The organism is uncultured Fibrella sp., assembly GCF_964250085.1.
Taxonomy (GTDB): Bacteria; Bacteroidota; Bacteroidia; order Cytophagales; family Spirosomataceae; genus Fibrella.
The window spans coordinates 72,634-90,007 of sequence record NZ_CAXUEC010000004.1 but is presented as its reverse complement, the minus strand read 5'-3'; the positions used below and the strand labels follow the sequence as shown (position 1 = coordinate 90,007).

The 17,374-nt window shown below is 51.6% G+C and carries 21 protein-coding genes; 14 read left to right on the top strand and 7 right to left on the bottom strand.

Features of this window, described 5'->3' with window-relative positions; all coding sequences use genetic code 11:
• Window positions 1-94: 94 nt before the first annotated feature.
• Window positions 95-1,687 carry a peptide chain release factor 3 gene (locus ACFE8Q_RS14050; RefSeq protein ID WP_375446041.1) on the bottom strand — a complete coding sequence of 531 codons (1,593 nt, stop codon included), beginning with the start codon at window positions 1,685-1,687 and terminating at the stop codon, window positions 95-97.
• A gap of 218 nt (window positions 1,688-1,905) precedes the next feature.
• Between ACFE8Q_RS14050 and ACFE8Q_RS14045 the strand changes: the two genes are divergently transcribed.
• The 5 genes from ACFE8Q_RS14045 to ACFE8Q_RS14025 all read left to right on the top strand — a co-directional run bounded on the left by ACFE8Q_RS14045 (window position 1,906) and on the right by ACFE8Q_RS14025 (window position 4,830).
• Window positions 1,906-2,400 (top strand): hypothetical protein, encoded by a 495-nt coding sequence (locus tag ACFE8Q_RS14045; protein WP_375446040.1) that lies wholly within the window; start codon window positions 1,906-1,908, stop codon window positions 2,398-2,400.
• A 302-nt stretch (window positions 2,401-2,702) separates the two neighbouring features.
• The gene (locus ACFE8Q_RS14040; RefSeq protein WP_375446039.1) at window positions 2,703-2,930 is read left to right on the top strand and encodes a hypothetical protein; all 228 of its coding nucleotides are present in this window, start codon (window positions 2,703-2,705) and stop codon (window positions 2,928-2,930) included.
• A 30-nt stretch (window positions 2,931-2,960) separates the two neighbouring features.
• Window positions 2,961-3,374: a four-helix bundle copper-binding protein gene (locus ACFE8Q_RS14035; protein WP_375446038.1), complete on the top strand. Its 414-nt coding sequence runs from the start codon at window positions 2,961-2,963 to the stop codon at window positions 3,372-3,374.
• Window positions 3,375-3,492: 118 nt separating this feature from the next.
• Window positions 3,493-3,996, top strand: coding sequence for a pyridoxamine 5'-phosphate oxidase family protein (locus ACFE8Q_RS14030; protein ID WP_375446037.1), 504 nt, complete (start codon window positions 3,493-3,495; stop codon window positions 3,994-3,996).
• A 108-nt stretch (window positions 3,997-4,104) separates the two neighbouring features.
• On the top strand, window positions 4,105-4,830 hold the full coding sequence (locus tag ACFE8Q_RS14025) for a DUF3891 family protein (protein WP_375446036.1): 726 nt from the start codon (window positions 4,105-4,107) through the stop codon (window positions 4,828-4,830).
• Window positions 4,831-4,911: 81 nt separating this feature from the next.
• Here the strand turns inward: ACFE8Q_RS14025 and ACFE8Q_RS14020 are convergent, their stop codons facing one another.
• Window positions 4,912-5,577 carry a YggS family pyridoxal phosphate-dependent enzyme gene (locus ACFE8Q_RS14020; protein ID WP_375446035.1) on the bottom strand — a complete coding sequence of 222 codons (666 nt, stop codon included), beginning with the start codon at window positions 5,575-5,577 and terminating at the stop codon, window positions 4,912-4,914.
• 175 nt (window positions 5,578-5,752) lie between these two features.
• Between ACFE8Q_RS14020 and ACFE8Q_RS14015 the strand changes: the two genes are divergently transcribed.
• From ACFE8Q_RS14015 to ACFE8Q_RS13985, 7 genes are all read left to right on the top strand, one after another.
• Window positions 5,753-6,721: a hypothetical protein gene (locus ACFE8Q_RS14015; RefSeq protein WP_375446034.1), complete on the top strand. Its 969-nt coding sequence runs from the start codon at window positions 5,753-5,755 to the stop codon at window positions 6,719-6,721.
• A gap of 144 nt (window positions 6,722-6,865) precedes the next feature.
• Window positions 6,866-7,234, top strand: a complete 369-nt coding sequence (rpsF, locus tag ACFE8Q_RS14010) for a 30S ribosomal protein S6 (protein WP_375446033.1) — start codon at window positions 6,866-6,868, stop codon at window positions 7,232-7,234.
• 15 nt (window positions 7,235-7,249) lie between these two features.
• Window positions 7,250-7,501 carry a 30S ribosomal protein S18 gene (rpsR, locus tag ACFE8Q_RS14005; RefSeq protein WP_085412948.1) on the top strand — a complete coding sequence of 84 codons (252 nt, stop codon included), beginning with the start codon at window positions 7,250-7,252 and terminating at the stop codon, window positions 7,499-7,501.
• Window positions 7,502-7,616: 115 nt separating this feature from the next.
• The gene (rplI, locus tag ACFE8Q_RS14000; protein WP_375446032.1) at window positions 7,617-8,072 is read left to right on the top strand and encodes a 50S ribosomal protein L9; all 456 of its coding nucleotides are present in this window, start codon (window positions 7,617-7,619) and stop codon (window positions 8,070-8,072) included.
• A gap of 85 nt (window positions 8,073-8,157) precedes the next feature.
• On the top strand, window positions 8,158-9,129 hold the full coding sequence (locus tag ACFE8Q_RS13995) for a GSCFA domain-containing protein (protein WP_375446031.1): 972 nt from the start codon (window positions 8,158-8,160) through the stop codon (window positions 9,127-9,129).
• Between the two features lie 106 nt (window positions 9,130-9,235).
• The gene (locus tag ACFE8Q_RS13990; RefSeq protein ID WP_375446030.1) at window positions 9,236-10,345 is read left to right on the top strand and encodes an Mrp/NBP35 family ATP-binding protein; all 1,110 of its coding nucleotides are present in this window, start codon (window positions 9,236-9,238) and stop codon (window positions 10,343-10,345) included.
• A gap of 384 nt (window positions 10,346-10,729) precedes the next feature.
• Entirely contained in the window at window positions 10,730-10,999 is a 270-nt protein-coding gene (locus tag ACFE8Q_RS13985) for a NifU family protein (RefSeq protein ID WP_375446029.1), read from the top strand.
• Between the two features lie 81 nt (window positions 11,000-11,080).
• Here ACFE8Q_RS13985 and ACFE8Q_RS13980 read toward each other — a convergent pair whose 3' ends face one another.
• The 4 genes from ACFE8Q_RS13980 to ACFE8Q_RS13965 all read right to left on the bottom strand — a co-directional run bounded on the left by ACFE8Q_RS13980 (window position 11,081) and on the right by ACFE8Q_RS13965 (window position 14,825).
• Entirely contained in the window at window positions 11,081-11,917 is an 837-nt protein-coding gene (locus ACFE8Q_RS13980; protein ID WP_375446028.1) for a hypothetical protein, read from the bottom strand.
• 104 nt (window positions 11,918-12,021) lie between these two features.
• Window positions 12,022-12,921 carry an MOSC domain-containing protein gene (locus ACFE8Q_RS13975; RefSeq protein ID WP_375446027.1) on the bottom strand — a complete coding sequence of 300 codons (900 nt, stop codon included), beginning with the start codon at window positions 12,919-12,921 and terminating at the stop codon, window positions 12,022-12,024.
• Between the two features lie 41 nt (window positions 12,922-12,962).
• Entirely contained in the window at window positions 12,963-13,913 is a 951-nt protein-coding gene (locus ACFE8Q_RS13970; RefSeq protein WP_375446026.1) for a hypothetical protein, read from the bottom strand.
• A 45-nt stretch (window positions 13,914-13,958) separates the two neighbouring features.
• Complete coding sequence (locus ACFE8Q_RS13965; RefSeq protein WP_375446025.1) at window positions 13,959-14,825, bottom strand: DUF58 domain-containing protein; 867 nt, start codon at window positions 14,823-14,825, stop codon at window positions 13,959-13,961.
• A gap of 137 nt (window positions 14,826-14,962) precedes the next feature.
• Here ACFE8Q_RS13965 and ACFE8Q_RS13960 point away from each other — a divergent pair, with 137 nt between their 5' ends.
• The gene (locus ACFE8Q_RS13960) at window positions 14,963-15,358 is read left to right on the top strand and encodes a DUF4296 domain-containing protein (RefSeq protein ID WP_375446024.1); all 396 of its coding nucleotides are present in this window, start codon (window positions 14,963-14,965) and stop codon (window positions 15,356-15,358) included.
• Window positions 15,355-16,689: a protoporphyrinogen oxidase gene (gene hemG / locus ACFE8Q_RS13955; RefSeq protein ID WP_375446023.1), complete on the top strand. Its 1,335-nt coding sequence runs from the start codon at window positions 15,355-15,357 to the stop codon at window positions 16,687-16,689. The genes ACFE8Q_RS13960 and hemG overlap by 4 nt, the downstream gene beginning before the upstream one ends.
• On the opposite strand, the gene ACFE8Q_RS13950 is transcribed toward hemG, so the two are convergent.
• Entirely contained in the window at window positions 16,682-17,299 is a 618-nt protein-coding gene (locus ACFE8Q_RS13950; RefSeq protein WP_375446022.1) for a hypothetical protein, read from the bottom strand. The genes hemG and ACFE8Q_RS13950 overlap by 8 nt on opposite strands.
• Between the last annotated feature and the right edge of the window lie 75 nt (window positions 17,300-17,374).

The following is a 17,374-nucleotide window of genomic DNA, read 5'->3' as shown; positions in this document are numbered from 1 at the left end:
TAAGTGACTGGTTAGTTAACTAGTAGTGTATAAACAACCAGCCTTCAATTAGGGCTGAAACTCCGCTTGAACGGCCTGAACAGTCCGATGTGCGCTAAGCCATTTCAGTCTTGAACTCCGAGGTTTTATGAAACGTAATCTCTGGATTGTTATCCTGATTCATTCGCAGCATCCAGTCCGATTCGGCCAGGAAAACGGGGTTCTGGTCTTTATCGTAAGCCACCTGATTACCTTTTAGCCGGATAAACTCGTTCAGTTTCACCTTATCGTCGGCCGTAATCCAGCAGGCACGGCTTGTGTTCAAAGGCACCCAGCGGCACTTGGCCCCATATTCGTGTTCGAGACGATACTGGATCACTTCAAACTGAAGTTCGCCCACCGTACCCACGATCTTGCGATTACCCAACGCCAGCGTAAACAACTGCGCCACACCCTCGTCGGTGAGTTGCTGAATGCCTTTGTCGAGTTGCTTGGTTTTCATGGGGTCCAGGTTCACCAGTTCCTTGAACAACTCGGGCGAGAAGCTCGGAATGCCCTGATACTGAAAGTCTTCGCCCTCAGTTAGTGTATCACCGATCTTGAACGTACCTGTATCGTAGAGGCCAATTACATCGCCCGGAAACCCTTCGTCTACCACGGCCTTGGCGTCGGCCATGAAGCTGAAGGGGCTGGAGAACCGAACGTCCTTATCAAGACGGGTATGATGGTAAAATTTACCCCGCTCAAATAGCCCGGAGCACACCCGCAGGAACGCAATACGGTCGCGGTGGCGCGGGTCGAGGTTGGCGTGGATCTTGAAAACGAAACCGCTGAACTTAGGCTCTTCCGGCTCCACAACACGCTTATCCGTTGGCCGCGCAATGGGTTCGGGTGAAACTTGACAGAATCCGTCGAGCAGTTCCTTTACACCGAAGTTGTTTACGGCCGACCCGAAGAACACCGGTGCTATTTTACCAGCCCGGTACGCTTCCACATCAAACGGGTCATATACACCTTCGATTAGCTCGACGTCTTCACGCAATTGATTGGCGTCGCGAGTACTTACCTTCTCATCGAGCAATGGATCATTGATATCGATAGGCAGTACGTCGTCTTCAACCCTGGTTTTATTGACGCGGAAGAAATATAACTTTTTCTCGTAGAGACTATACACGCCCTTGAAATCAGAACCCATGTTGACGGGCCACGTCAGGGGACGTACCCGGATGTTTAATTTCTCTTCCAGCTCATCGAGCAGATCAAATGGGTTGCGTCCTTCACGGTCCATTTTATTCACAAAAATGATCACCGGCGTGTCGCGCATCCGGCACACTTCCATGAGCCGTTCGGTCTGTTCTTCCACGCCCTTCACGCAGTCGATAACCAGAATGACGCTGTCTACGGCTGTGAGCGTACGGTATGTATCTTCGGCAAAGTCCTTGTGGCCAGGCGTATCGAGGATATTTATTTTCTTTCCGTCGTAATCGAAGGTCATCACCGAGGTAGCCACGGAGATACCCCGTTGCTTTTCGATCTCCATGAAATCGGAGGTAGCCGACTTCTTTATTTTATTGGATTTTACGGCTCCGGCGGTTTGGATGGCTCCGCCAAAAAGCAGCAGTTTTTCGGTCAGTGTGGTTTTGCCGGCATCGGGGTGGCTAATGATGGCGAAAGTCCGCCGACGGGCAATTTCCTGCTCTCTGTTCATTTAGTACTTTTCTAAGAATCAGGGGACAAAGATACGAAATTTTGAAGTAAAAAAGGGATGCAACCGTAGAGCAGGGGAGTACCAATAGGGTAAATTCGTTTACTCTATGTTCACTGTGGTGTTGACTTTACACCTCTTTTGGGACTCACAGATAGGTTCGTTAAACCTCAGCGGGTAAATCACGTTTAACTGGCTAATCAACTAAAACACACAACGTGATGAAAAAGATGACATATGCGGCTGCTTTGCTGGCCATTACGCTGGGTACGTTCCAGATGAGCTGCGAATCGAAGACGGAGAACAAAGCGGAGGACGTAGCCGAGGCTAAGCAGGAAGTAGTAAACGCACAGGTGGAAGGCGAAACTAAGGAAGAAGTGATGGACAAACAGGCCGACCTGGATTCGGCCCGGAAAGACTTCAAAAAAACCTGGGATGCCGACCGCGACGATATGCGCAAGGAACTCAATGCCGAAATTGAAGACATCGACGAAAAGACGGCCAAATACGAGCGTGATCTGAAAGCGGCGACAGGAGCCGCGAAGACAAAACTTACTGCTGGTTTGTCGACGTTGAAAAAAGAACGTGCTACAATGACCGGTCTATTAAAGGAAATAGATCAGGTAACGGCTACCACATGGACTAAGACAAAACAAGCGATTGAAACCGTGAAAGATGGTGTAGATGACCGGGTAGACGCACTCGATGCAAACTGATCTTCAGCGCGAATTAATCCGTTACTTTACTCGGGTGTGTTCGTCCTATACGCAGTACGAATGAATACCCATCCCATAAGTGAATCCCTGACTTCCACAGTCGGGGATTTTTTGTGGAAATCGGTGGGTAATAAAGTCCACACTTTCTACAGGACAAATCCTATTCTATTGCCTTTTAAGTACCCCCGCAACTAGCAATAAATATCTGAAAATCAATAGGTTGATCTAATGCTGTTGCGCGTTATAATGGATCCGCAAAATCTGGCACAATTATTTAGTTATATCCGCTAAACAGCAGGTATATGATGACTTTTATGAACTGGACCCCTACTCATTTTCCCGCTGCGATGCGGTCTCTTAGTCCAAGTACCCGGGCAAAAGCCATTGAGTTGGCTAACCTGATGATGGCACGCGGTGATGTAGACCGTCAGGAGGCGATTCAGGCCAGTATCACAGAAGCCCGTCGGCAAGCTCGCGCTGCCTTCCCCGATACGCAAAGCGCGTCGGTATATACCTATCCTCAAGCCTGATTACTACGACCCATTAAACGACTAGTCTCCATGATCTGGAACAAAACCATTTACGATACACTAACCGGCTGTGCCGCTTTGTGCGACGAGACTGCTACTGAATCATCACGGGCATCTGATATTGAAAATTGGTACCGGTTCATCTTCTTGAACCTCGACTGTGCCGACCTCTGCCGCCAGGTAGCCATGTTGTACGTACGGGGTTCGGAGAACACTCGTTTACTGGCTCAAACCTGCATCGAAGTGTGCGAGAAGTGCGCCGACGAAGCAAAAAAACTCAGTGGCGAACGCGCCAAGCAAGTATATGCCATGTGCCAGCAAACGATCGTTAGTTGCTCCAACATCCTGAAAATGGTGCCGCACAAGGAACAGGAAGCAGCCCCAGTATCAACACCTGCGTCGTTGTTCTACGGAATCGACTTACGCGACGCACTCTACAATTAGTTGATATACCGTTTAAAGTCCAATGTTTAAGGCCACTTTGCAAAGCCAGTAAAAGGCGTTCTGCAAAGTGACCTTAGACGTTGGACTTTACTCGTTAAACACCCTTTTACTCAACATTATGGAAACTCAACAACAGAAAAACTCCGGTTTAGAAAAAATAAAAGAGATGGTCGAAGACATTCGCATTGCGATGATGACGACCGTCGATGAGCAGGGAAATCTGGTTAGTCGGCCGATGGCCTGTATGCAGATGGACGCCGACGGAACTCTCTGGTTCTTCACCAAAAAGTCGTCGCCCAAAGTAGAGCAGGTTGAACAGCACGATAATAAAGTCAACCTCAGCTTTTCCGACGCAGGCGATTCTGATTTTGTATCGATATCCGGTACAGCTCAGGAACTCGAAGACCGGGCCAAAATTGACGAACTCTGGTCGGATATGGCCAAGCCCTGGTTTCCCAATGGCAAGAATGATCCTGAATTAACTCTCCTGAAAGTGCATACTGAAATGGCCGAGTACTGGGATTCAAACGATAGCCGCCTTGTGCGCCTGTTCGAGATGGCCCGCGCTGCCGTCACCGGCGACATGTACAGGGAAGGCGAGAACGTGAAGGTGACCAACTAGTCTAAACGTTCAAAGTCCAAGGTTTAACGTCCAAAGGCTCTGCTGCTTAACCTTACAGTTGATAAGCAAAGCCTTTGAGGGTTGAACATGAACATTGGCTCTTTTTTTATGATCGTTCGCCTTGTCGATGCGGGTTGGGAAGTGGCCCATCAACCGGCACATGGCCTACTGGCGTTTCAACTGGCGATGCACTGGCATCCCGATAAGCGTCCGCAGCACTGGCCCGAGACCCTGATTGCCCTCACTGAACACGACGATGGGCAGTCGCCCTACGAAGGGCGCAATCACCTCACCGAAGCGGGAGCACCTCTTCATTTTCAGGTACTGGAGTTTTCGAACTATCAGTCCAAAACAATGATTGAGGTAGCCCTCCAGAAAAGCCGCTGGAACGCCCTTATGGTGTCTATGCACGCTAGTTTCCTGTACGAAGAGAAACGCGGCCAATCGCCCGAACTGGACGAGTTCCTGGATCAGCAGAAGCAGAACCAGCAGTCGTGGCGGCGGCAATACAGTGTAAGCAAAGCGGTGGCTCAGTACGCCTATGATTTTGTGCAGTGGTGCGATGCCTTTTCCCTGATCCTGTGTATGAATCAGGTCCCGCCCGAAGGTCGGCGCCTGGAGATCAGCACCGGCCCCGACGGAATAGCCTACTATGTTTTCGAGCGGAAAGACGGCTCACTGGGCGTCGATCCGTGGCCCTACAACGTACCTGAGTTTACAGCCCGGATCGAGTTCAATACGCTCCATCAGCTCATGTTTGCCGATGACAAGGAGCTGTACAACGCCCTCCAGCAAGCGCCTGTTCAGGTACGTGAGTGGAGCATTAAAGAATGAAAGAGATATTGATTGAACGAGCAAAAGGTTGCTTACGCCGCGTTTATCTCGGGCGTAAGCAACCTTTTGCTCGCTTACTCTCTAAACTTGTCTGCTGCCGAAAATTGCACTGCCAACTCTAACCATTGTGCTGCCTTCCTCGACGGCAATCAGGTAATCACTGCTCATGCCCATCGAAAGTTCCGTGATAGCTACGTTGGGGCGTTCGACGGGGCGAAGGGCGTCGAAAAGTTGCTTCAGGCTTTTGAATTCCTGCCGAATCTGGGCATCGTCGTCGGTATTGGTGGCAATGCCCATCAGGCCAATGACCCGAATATTGGAGAGCTTGTCCAGTTCGGGCGATTGCAGCAGGTCGATCACTTCCTCTGGAAGCAAACCAAATTTCGTTTCTTCGTCGGCAATATAAACCTGCAACAGGCAATCGATAATGCGGTCATGTTTCCGGGCCTGCCGGTCAATTTCTTCCAGTAATTTCAAGCTATCGACCGATTCGATGAGGCTAACAAATGGGGCAATGTATTTGACTTTATTCGTTTGCAAATGACCAATCTGATGCCAGCGTACGTCGGCAGGAAGTTGCGGCTGTTTTTCAGCCATTTCCTGCACCCGGTTCTCCCCAAACCGCCGACAGCCGGCCTCATAGGCCTGTTGCAACAGCGCGACGGGTTTCGTTTTCGTGACGGCTACCAGGTCCGCCCGACCGGCTAGCTGATGTTCAATATGGCGAATAGATGATTCAATTGACATAATAAATAGACCGCTTATTCACTACCGTTGGGGAAGATTGTGCAAAGATAGGTTTGAGTTTCGTGGAGAATGCTGTAGTTTTTCCGCCGCAAACCAGTGAATCCGGTCAGAATCTATACAATTTGCCAACCACCTGCCGTTTCCACTCTAACCGCATCACCCCTGTATCCTTCTTATGGAACAACGCCCCGAAAAACGTAACGACAATAGCAGCCGTAGCTTCCTGATCATTGCCCTGCTGGCTTTGGCTGCCCTGAACGTACTGCTGCTTTATTTTTGGTACCAGGAAAAAGAAAACAACAAGACAAAAGACGCTACCATTGCCGCCAAAACAGAAGAGGTACTGGTAACAAAAATGAAACTCGATTCGATTTCGGCTCAGCTCGACGCCAAAATTGCTGAAATTCAACAGCTTGGCGGTAGCGTCGATTCGTTGCTGAAAGTAAAAGAACAGATCGAGAAAGACAGAATACGCGTTCGGGACGTCAATAATTTCGATGCGAAAGCTTTTAACCAGAAAATTAGCCGGTACGAAAGCCTGCTGGCTGAGAAAGACGAAGAAATTGCCCGGCTTCGGGAGGAGAACGGCCTACTGACCGAGCAAAACACGGCCCTCTCGTCTGAAAACGTAAACCTGCGATCCGAGAAGCAGGAGTTGTCAGATACGGTAGTCAGCTATGCGGCCAAGGCACGAGAGGTAAAAGCTCAAAATCGAGAGCTTAGCGATAAAGTGACCGTTGCGGCCGCGCTCCACGCCGACGATATAGCCGTTACGGCCTTGAACACAAAAGGCAAAGAACAGGATGGCGGTAGTTATAAAGCCAAGCGGCTCGATAAGATCAAGGTTACGTTCAAACTGAGCCCCAACCCGCTTACGCAGCAAAACGCCAAAGACATTTACCTGCGCATTCTCGATCCATCGGGCGCCGTTATTTCTGATATGGCTACTGGTTCGGGCGAGTTCACTTATGCCAACAAAGAAATGATTTACACGGCCATGCAGCGTATTGATTACAGCAACACGGGCCAGCAGGTTTCCTTTACCTATGGCCGGGGCGGGCAACGCTTCAACGAAGGCCGCCACACTATCGAGATCTATTCCGAAGGCTTCCGAATTGGTCAGGGCGAGTTTACGGTGAAATAACAGAAGGTTCAAAACGGCCCGCCGCTGCGGTTCAATGTCCAAGGTCTAAAGTCGCTCTGCTGATCTGCGAAGCGACTTTAGACATTGAACTTTGAACCTTTTTTCTTACCTTTGCGGCCTTATTCAAATCAAATTATTTTCATCATGTTCCAAAAGAACTACGAAACGGTGTTCATCCTGACTCCCGTTTTATCTGAATCTCAGATAAAGGACGCCGTTGACAAGTATCGGACGTTGCTGACCAGCAACGGAGCTGAACTTGTGCATGAGTACAGCATGGGTCTGCGTAAATTGGCTTACCCCATCAAAAACAAGAACACGGGTTACTATCAGGTGTTCGAGTTTAAATGTGATCCTACGTTGATCGAGAAACTCAACATCGAGTATCTCCGTGATGAGCGCGTGATCCGTGACCTGACGACTGTGTTGGACAAACACGCCGTTGAGTACAACGACCGTAAGAAAAACGGCCTGGTGGGTAAGAAGAAACAAGAAACAGCAGACGCCCGGTAACCGGCACGAAAAACCATGAGCTTACAGAACGAAGCAATGAACAGCGGCGAAGTCCGCAAGAAATACTGCCGCTTCAAGAAAGCCGGTATTAAATATATCGATTACAAAGATCCCAATTTCCTGCTGAAGTTGCTGAACGATCAGGGCCGCATTCTGCCCCGGCGTATTACAGGTACCAGCCTGAAATACCAGCGCAAAGTGGGTCAGGCCGTAAAACGTGCCCGTCACCTTGCCCTGCTTCCTTTCGTAGCCGATTCACTCAAATAAAGTTTTCAGTTTAAAAGTCTTCTGTCTTCTGTCTTCTGTTGCGCCGATTCATCGGACCGGGCTGATTAGCGAAGCAACAGAAGACAGAAGACAGAAGACTGTAAACTCCAAAGACATGGAAATCATTCTCAAAACCGATATAACCGGCGTTGGGTATAAGAACGACATCGTTTCGGTGAAGCCGGGCTATGGTCGTAATTACCTGATTCCGCAGGGTTTTGCCGTTATGGCAACGCCCTCGAACAAAAAAGTAGTGGCCGAGAACGTTCGTCAGGCTGCCCACAAAGTTGAGAAAATCAAAAATGATGCCCTGGCCCTGGCCGAGCAAATTGGCGATATGACCCTGACGCTGGTGGCGAAAGCAGGCGAAAGCGGTAAAATCTTCGGTCGGGTAACCAACACCCAGATCGCTGATGCCCTTCGCGAAAAAGGCTTCGACATCGACCGGAAGAAAATTACGATCGAAGACGTGAAGACCCTGGGCGAATACAAAGCCACGCTTGACCTCCACAAAGAGGTGAAGCATCAGGTGAACGTAGAAGTTGTTGGCGAAACGGCGCTTCAGGCGTAGTACCCTAACGGGTTACCCGACTCACAACTACAACCAGCTTATTGAAAAAACGGACTCAAAAGGTCCGTTTTTTTGTTGCCTGCTTATGCAATTCCGTACTGAACTAACGCCCGAACGCTTACCCGTTCAACTGACGATGACTGACCGGATCGTTACTATCGGGTCGTGTTTTGCTGATGTCATGGGCGGGCGGCTGATCGATCATAAGCTGACGGTGCTCAACAACCCGCTGGGTACGTTGTTCAACCCGTTGTCGATCAGCAAGTTGTTGACGCTGGCACTCACGGGCAACGTACCTGACGAAAATTTGTATGTCCAGCGCGACGGACTCTGGTTTCACTACGATTTTCACTCGTCGTTCTGGAGTACGTCGAAAGAAGCATTGGCGGAGTTGATCCAGGTACGTTTGCGGGCAGTTGGCGAGGCGCTCCGGCAGGCGAATTGGCTGTTGCTCACGCTCGGTTCAGCAGTCGTTTATGAGCATCGCGAAAGCGGACAGGTTGTTGCCAATTGCCACAAAATGCCAGGTACGTTATTCGACAGGCAACTCCACCCGATCGATCCGATTCGGAACGAGTTGACCCAATTGATTCGCCTGCTGACTGAACACAACCCGCAACTTAGCCTTATACTGACCGTTAGCCCGGTGCGGCATATCCGCGACGGGCTAACCCTGAATTCGGCCAGTAAGGCCCTTCTGCGCATTATATGTACTGAGCTACTGGGTATGTTCCCAACAGTTCACTATTTCCCGGCTTATGAACTTGTACTCGACGATCTGCGCGACTATCGGTTCTACGAAGCTGATCTGATCCACCCCAACGCGCAGGCACACGATTATGTATTCGCTAAGTTTGCCGAAAGCGCATTTACGCCCGACCTTTGTGCCTTCATAAAGCAGTGGGAACACATTCGGCGGGGCCTGTCGCACCGTCCTTTACATGGAACAACGGATGCCCACCGACACTTTTTGCGAAAACTACTCCAACAAATCGACGCATTACCGGCGGCAATAGATACCTCCGCCGAACGCGCAGCGATTTTGAATCGTTTATAGAAACAGTTTACTGTTTACTGTTTGCAGTCTTCTGTTGCGCTGCCTGATAGACAAGTTCAGCTAGGCTGAGCAACTGTAAACAGAACACGGCAAACTCCTTTTAAAAATGTCAAGTTACAAACTCACCGAACCAACTGTACTGGCCGCTTTGGGCCATGTAGAAGAACCTGACCTGAAACGCGATATTGTGTCGCTGGGCATGGTTAAAGACATTAAACTGGGGGTTGATTCAGTTCGTTTCACGGTGGTGCTCACCACGCCCGCCTGCCCGCTGAAAGAACTCATCAGGCAACGTTGCGAAGACGCCATTCACACGCATATCGGCCCGGAAGTAGCCGTACAGGTCGACATGACCGCCAATGTAACGTCGACCCGTGATGATGCGCCGCTGCTGCCGGGCGTGAAAAACATCATCGCCGTGGCGTCGGGTAAAGGGGGCGTTGGCAAATCGACAGTAACGGCCAATCTAGCCATTGCCCTCCATAAATCGGGCGCCAAAGTAGGTATTATCGACGCGGATATTTACGGGCCGTCCATTCCGGTTATGTTCGGGGCGGAAGACCTGCAACCGCAGATCGTTCAGATCAACGGGCAGAATCGCCTCCAGCCTATTCAGCAATTCGGCATCAAACTCATGTCGATCGGTTTTCTGGTACCGCCCGATCAGGCCATGTTGTGGCGTGGTCCGGTGGCTAGTCGGGCCTTGCAGCAGTTCTTTTCGGATACTGAATGGGGCGAACTCGATTATCTGCTGATCGACCTTCCACCAGGCACAGGCGATATTCACCTGTCGCTGGTGCAGACGGTTCCCGTTACCGGTGCCATCATCGTTACGACGCCACAGAAAGTGGCCATTGCCGACGCGATCAAAGGGCTGGCGATGTTCCGCCAACCGCAGATCAACGTACCTGTGCTGGGTATTGTGGAGAACATGGCCTATTTCACGCCCGCCGAATTGCCCAACAACCGGTACTATATTTTCGGCTCGGGTGGTGCCGCGCTGTTGTCTGAAAAATTTGACGTACCTGTGCTGGGGCAAGTGCCACTTGTGCAAAGCATTCGGGAGGCGGGCGATGAGGGCAAACCAGCCCTTGTTTCCGATGATGGCCCATCGGCCGATGCCTTCCGGGGTGCCGCCGAAGCGCTGGCCCGCCGAGTAGCTATTCGCAACGCCACGCAGGATGAAACGAAGCGGGTTGAGTTTACCCGCGTGTAGGCACTTGATTTTGCGCAGTAAGCACTTACTTTGTTGCTATTAATAAAGTAAGTAGCCGTGCCGCGACCCAGACCTGGTCCCCCAATCGACCCCGTCAAGGCTATCACGTGGATAGTGGTGGCCCTGCTATCCCTGTTGATGGCAAAAGCACTTTGGTGGGTTGCGATGTGGGCGATCGATTAAGTTTGCCCAGTGGCGGTGAGTTGTTTGGCCACATTCTACGAACCCTGGGTTCTCCGGCACTGTTGTCAGTTGTATACAGCATGAGCAGGCCGAAGTTGGTGAAACAGGCTTGTATCAGGTACGTAATACCGTTCTGATTTAAGGAAGCCTATCCGATATAGTTGGCTTTGACGTATATTTACGAGTAAAGACATTGATTTTATGCAAATGGTCGTAGACAACGTAAACCCCCTGATTGCCCGTGTCGACAAGGCACTTGACAGCATGCGGCCTTACCTGGCCGCTGACGGAGGCAATGTTAAAGTACTCGACATTACCGAGGATGGCGTTGTCCGTCTTGAGTTGATGGGCTCATGCGGCAGTTGTCCCATGTCGGCAATGACGTTCAAGGGCGGTTTGGAAGAAGCCATTCTGAAAGCCGTTCCCGAGATTAGCCGTGTTGAAGCCGTGAATCTTACCGCGTTGCCCTAACAACCTGCGGTTCATAAAAAAAGGCAGCCCGTATTGGACAGGCTGCCTTTTTTTGCTTACAAGCGACCGGCTAGGCTCCCTTTACAGTACGAGTGCCGGGAGCCAGAAAACGGCATCGCCAATGAACCGATACCGGTTATTTTTCAAAAAGTAAGCCGGGTAGCGCTGCATGGCGTAGAGAACCAGGCTCATAATTCCCAGCATGATACTGGCACGTTGCGAAAAACGGGCGCCCCCTCCCGAATCATCAGCCGTGAAGCAGAGAGCAAACGCGCCAGCCACAATCACAAAGGTTAGCCAGCGCAATATGGTATCGCAACGGCTTAGCCCCCACGCAGTTGCCAGCGAAACGGTATCTGACGGACTGGTAGCATCCCGTTGTTCAAAGACCGAAAATAGCAGCAGATTTTGAAATGCGATGCCTAAAAACAGTAGCGCCTGCACTTTATACGGCCAGCCAATGCTTGCGCGCTGAACCCAGACGGTGCCCCAGATACCGGCCGTAAACAACACAGCAACCAGCGGTTCTTTCGCCACCAAAGCCGGGTGACGATCACGGAGTTGATAAACAGCCAGCACGTAGGCGATGCAGGAAATGCCAAGCAGGGCACCAAAACGAATAACTGGTGCTGGCAGAAAAAAGACGAGAATAGCGCCGATAGCCCCCAGCCCGCCTACTGCGCCCCATAACAAATCGGCATTGTCGGCATGAAACCGGTGACGTGATGTAAGCGGACTACCCGCATGACGAATATCCAGCAGGCGATCAGCCGTGTAGATCATCCAGACCACAATAGCCAGTAGCGGCGTTGTGGCCCAGTGCACCGGATCAACGTCGGATAGCCGGGCGGCCAGCCGATTCGAAAAAACAGCTCCCAACACAACAGGAAGACTCAGGTAAATAAAAGGACGAAGCATAGTTTGTGTGATTACCGTTTTCTGTTTACCGTTGCGCTGCCAATTCAGCATTACTTGCCTTAGCAGCACAACGGTAAACAGAAAACGGTAAACGGTAAACGATTTCAGACGCCAACAGGAAGCCACGGTTCTTTCCGTTCCAGTATACGGACGGCCTCTCCCACGCGCAACACCTGACCGTTGCTGCTTTTATCAGGCATGAAATTCTCGCCAAACAGAATTTTGCTGTCACGGCTCCGGTAGGTAGCCAGCGTGCGCAGGGGTTCTTTGCCCCGTTCTCCAGTGGCGGGGTCAATCGTCGTGAGTACACAGCGAACGCAGGGTTTTACGCCATATACGGTCACCGCGCCCAGCGCAACCGTTGCCCAGGTATCTTCGTCATGCGGCCAGCAAAGGCCTTCGACAATCAAATTGGGCCGGAAACGTGCCATCGTCAGCGGCGCATCGATCGACTCGGCAAGCCGCCGGTTAAGCTCGTCGAGCGACGATTGGGTGATCAGAAGAACCGGAAAACCATCGGCGAAACTGACTACCGGATCGGCCACGTCATCGCGGCGGGAGTGACTCGACGTGATGGTTCGGCGGGTTGTATCGGGCATGTAAACCAGGCGGCAGGGCTTGCCCAGCAGGCGACTGAACCAGGCATCGGCTTCATCACTGACAAGTTGCGCAGCTACGTCCTCGCTATCCCAGATCGAGACGCTCATCGATGCATCCTGGGTTGGCCGCGGCACCAGTGGTATCGCCAACACGTCGGCTGGGGTTTGCCGATGCCAGACGGTCAATTCATTGTCAGGTACGTTGATTGCCGTGTCGATCAGTGCCATTGGGTGCACGGTACGCTGCGTGATGAACCGCCCTGATTGCCCATCAGCCGACGGTTCTACGAGCATGTACCGCCGGTCGTACCGCAGCCCGCCAGGCTCAATAACCGCTTCTGGCACCATGACGCCGCCAAGCGATTTAATGGGATAAATAATGATCTGTTCGAGCGAAAGAGACATGAACGGTTGGTTAGGCCAGCGTTTCGGGCTAGCATGTTTCATTAACTTATGGCTTGTCGGCGGCGCTGATAAGCAGCAACGGCCACATCGAGCAATACGCGTAGTGCCAGCGGCGACTGATCGGTAAACGAGCCGCCGTAAATCATCCGATCCGTTTCGCGTAAGGCATCGGCCAGCCGGTCGTCACCAATTCGTTCGGCAATTTCGCTACTGGTGAGCGAGGTATAGGGCTTTTTTTCCAGGCGCTCTAAATATTTTTTCCAGTTAACGATTGCCTGGTTCGTGGTATCGCCCGTTGATTCGGGCCCCAGATTTCGGGTCAGTTGGGTGTAACCAGTGAGAAAGCGGGTGTGCGACCGGGCCAGCAGATACCATTGCCACCGCTGCCGCAGGAGTGAGCCGAAGAGAATGTAGATCGCTCCTGCCAGCACGCCCAGAGCCACTACGGCCACGGCCAGATAGGCATAGTTGAACTCCTGAGGCAGTGGCGTCAGCACGGCGTTGGTTACCAGTTGCAGCGTATCGGGGCGGGTACTGGCCAGCACAGCCGACCGCAGAAAAACCGTGTCGGGCGATGACAGCAGAGCCGTGCAATCGGCTCCGTTTGCCATATAAACAGGCACCTGCAAGACCCTGGCCCGGCTTACCTCAAACGAAACCAGCGTGTAGATGGCACTATCTGTACTTACCTGATTAACGGTTTTAGTGGGAAAGACGGCTACGCTCTGCACCAGGAAGGGCGCAAAATGCCGGGCCGTATCGGGATAAAAAACATCCTGCGACGCCCGATGCCGCATCGTCAGCGCGTACCGAAACGGCCGCCCCACCTCGATGGTATCATCAAGGAAACGCCCAACCGGCTGGGCCACCGAACAAGGAGCAACGACTAATGAACAGTGGATAATAGCCCAAAACGTAAGCACCCAGATACGTAAGCCACGTTCTGCCTTCAACACAGGAAACGCAACCGTTTGCCCATCACCTATTTTCATTTAAACAAACCCTATTGTTAACTAATAATTGCTAACTGATACATGTCACCTGTATTTACGTACCCGGAAGAGTTCGGCCAGGGTTGGAACAAAATCAGATTGCGAATCGAGCGCAACGTAGTCGGCATCATACTGTCGGCAGAACCGTTCGAGGCGCACCCGGCTTTGGGCAAACTGATCGTGTAGCCGTTGCCGAAAACGCGACGATGAGGTATTGATCCAGACCGTTCGTCGTTCTTCCATATCGTATACCGGAATGACACCCAGTTTAGGCAGATTCACCTCGCGGGGATCGTAGAAATGGATCACCACCAGGTCGTGTTTCCGGGCCAGCGCCTTCAGGTTATGCTCGTATCCCTGATCGATAAAATCAGACAGGAGAAATATTAAACTTCTTCTTTTCAACACGTTAAGCGTAAATAATAACGCGTCGGCAATGTTGGTACGCACCGATTCGGGTTGCAGCCGCCCCAGCGATGTAATCAATTGATAACCCTGTTTCTGCGTATTGGCGGGCTTCAGGTACTGTTCTTTCTGGTCTGAAAAACAATACAGGCCCACATGACTGGCCTCACGCAGGGCCGACATCGCCAGCGTTCCGCACACCTCTTTGGTCGTATCCAGTTTCGACCGCTGGTGTGTGCCCACCTGCTGTGAGGCACTTACGTCGACGACAAAAAACACGGTCTGATCTTTTTCTTCGCGAAACACTTTCACAAAGGCACCATGTCCTTTCGAGGAAACGTTCCAGTCGATAGCCCGCACATCGTCGCCGTACTGGTATTGGCGCAGATCCGCGAATTCCAGCCCCGACCCCTTGAAAACAGACCGGAAATTGCCCCGCAACTGGGAGGTAACGGCCTTCCTGATCCGAATCTCGAACTCCTGAACCTTCACCAGAAAATCATCCATGCCGAATTGGTTTTAACGATTTTTGATACCCTGCCCGCAATTAAGGGTTAATTTGTAAAAATACGTCCTGAATTCATCAGGCTCCTTAAAATCAAGTCAACGCAACGCCTATTCTGAACAGGAACGTGGCCACCACAATGATACGTCAACTTGCCATCTGGCTTTGCCTCGGCCTGCTTCTTATGCAATGTACTAGCGGCGGCTCTGCCGAATTGGGTGCCGAACCCGATAATCTGGTCGATGAAGATAAAATGGTCGATATTCTCACCGAAACGCACCTGTCTGAATCCCGCATTGCCAGGTTGGCCATCGGCTCGGCCGATACCTCGGCCCTGTTATTTAAACGACTCCACACCCAGACGCTGAAAAAATTCGACGTCGACACGGCCAGCTACTCACAGAGTTTTGTGTACTACTCGGCTCATCCCGACAAACTGGCAAAAATCTACGAGGAGGTTGTCGACAAACTGAAAGCGATCGAGAAAGAGAAAGCCGCCAAGGCAGGTAAACAAAAGATTCTGAAACCGCAATGACAACCGGTATTATTGGCGCGGGCATATCGGGCCTGACCCTGGCCTACGAATTACAGCAACGGGGCCAGGCCTATCAACTCTGGGAAGCCCGCCCTCAGCCCGGCGGCTATGTTCGCTCGGTGCGCGAAGAAAACTACCTGCGCGAGCTTGGCCCGAACTCGCTCCTGGGCGACGATGCACTCCTGAACTGGCTCGATGGGCTTGACCTTACCAACGACCTGGTCTTTGCCAACGCCGTCAGTAAAGCGCGGTTTATTTACCGAAACGGCAGCTACCGTGAACTGCCGGGTACGCCTCCTGCCCTGCTGTTTGGCGGTTTCTTTAGCCTGAAAACCAAATGGGCCGTTTTTCGGGAGTTGAGCAATAAAACCGTGTCGCCACCCGGCGAAACGCTGGGCCAGTTTTTTCGTCGCCGCTTCACTCCCGAAATCGTCGACTACGCGCTGGGGCCTTTTGTAGCGGGTATTTACGCCGGTGACCCCGAACGCCTGCTTGTATCAGAGACGTTTCCGCTGCTGCTCGACTACGAACGTACCTACGGATCGGTGTTGCGGGGTCTGCTTAAAAATCAGGGAAAAACGGGTCGGCGACAGTCGTTCAGCTTCCGCGATGGCATGCAAATGCTGCCAAAGGCACTGGCGGCCAAACTAACACACGCCCAGTTTGCCTGCCCCGTCGAGCGGATCGAACGTACCCGGACTGGCTGGACGGTGCATACCGCCACTGGGTTGCAATTCGTAGACCGGTTGGTGATGGCCGTACCAACCGCCGTTGCCGCGCATCTCCTCGCCGACCACGTACCTGAGTTTACCCAGGCCCTGCGGCAGATCGAGTACCCTCCGATGGTGGCCGTTCATACCGCCTACAAACGGGCCGACGTAGCGCATCCGCTCAACGGGTTTGGCGGTTTGAACCCAGCCGTGGAAGGTCGGTTTGCGGCTGGTCATATCTGGAGCAGTTCAATTTTCCCCGACCGCTGCCCAGCCGATGAGGTCCTGTTTACCACCTTTGTGGGGGGGCAGCAAAACGCCGCCAATGCCCGCCTGCCCGAAGCGGTTATTCGCGCCAGCGTTCATCGGGAACTAGCCGATTCGTTTGGCATCCGCGCGGCGACGCCCAGTTGGCAGCACTTATTCGACTGGCCCAACGCTATTCCGCAGTATGACCGGCAGATCCGGGCCGTAAAGCAGCTTGTTCCGCCGCTGGAAGCCGAAAACCTGTTCATCTGTGCCAACTGGTACGGCGGCGTTTCCCTCTCCGACTGCATTGGAAAAGCAAGGGCGCTGGGGGCAAGGTTAACAGAAGCTATTGGCCCTGCATCTCTTACTTAGCAATGCCATCCATATATGCCTCTTGAGGCTTGATTTCAATTGTTTCTTCCCGTAGAACGAGCTTCTTCCCATTCACGTATTTGGTCACCTTCCAGACATGCTTTTCGGGATGGTCCATTTCCTTCCATATGCTATATTCCTGCGTCCAGCTTCCATTTCGCGCCTCAAAGTCAATGATATAGGTTCCGTTTACTTGTCGCTTGATTTTACCAATCGTCATCCCATGAAAATAGTTTGGTATCTCGGGCCTTGGGCGGAATTGGACCGAATTTTGCTGGAAATTGTCTTCGGGCTGATGTTTTGTCGATTCAATTAGTTTGTCGAATGGCTGCCAACGAATTGTAATATGTAAGCCATATATCGGGTAACCACTTCGATTTCTAAGTATTACAGAGGCATCTTCACCCTCGCCAGGGTGGAGTGTGACGTAACTAAACCCATTTCCACCGCTGATTAGATCACGTATTTGTTGAAGCAGTTCCTGATTAGTTCGTTCTTTTCTTAAAACGATTCGCTTGAAAACAAACCAGGTGACACCTATACATATCCCACATACCAATACTCCCATCAGGACTAGGATATAGTTATTATTTTGTAACGAAACGTTCATATACGTGAGTTATAAGTTTATTTTTTTTGCAATCTAGGAATAAAAATACATGCACTAATATAGATTTCCAAAAAA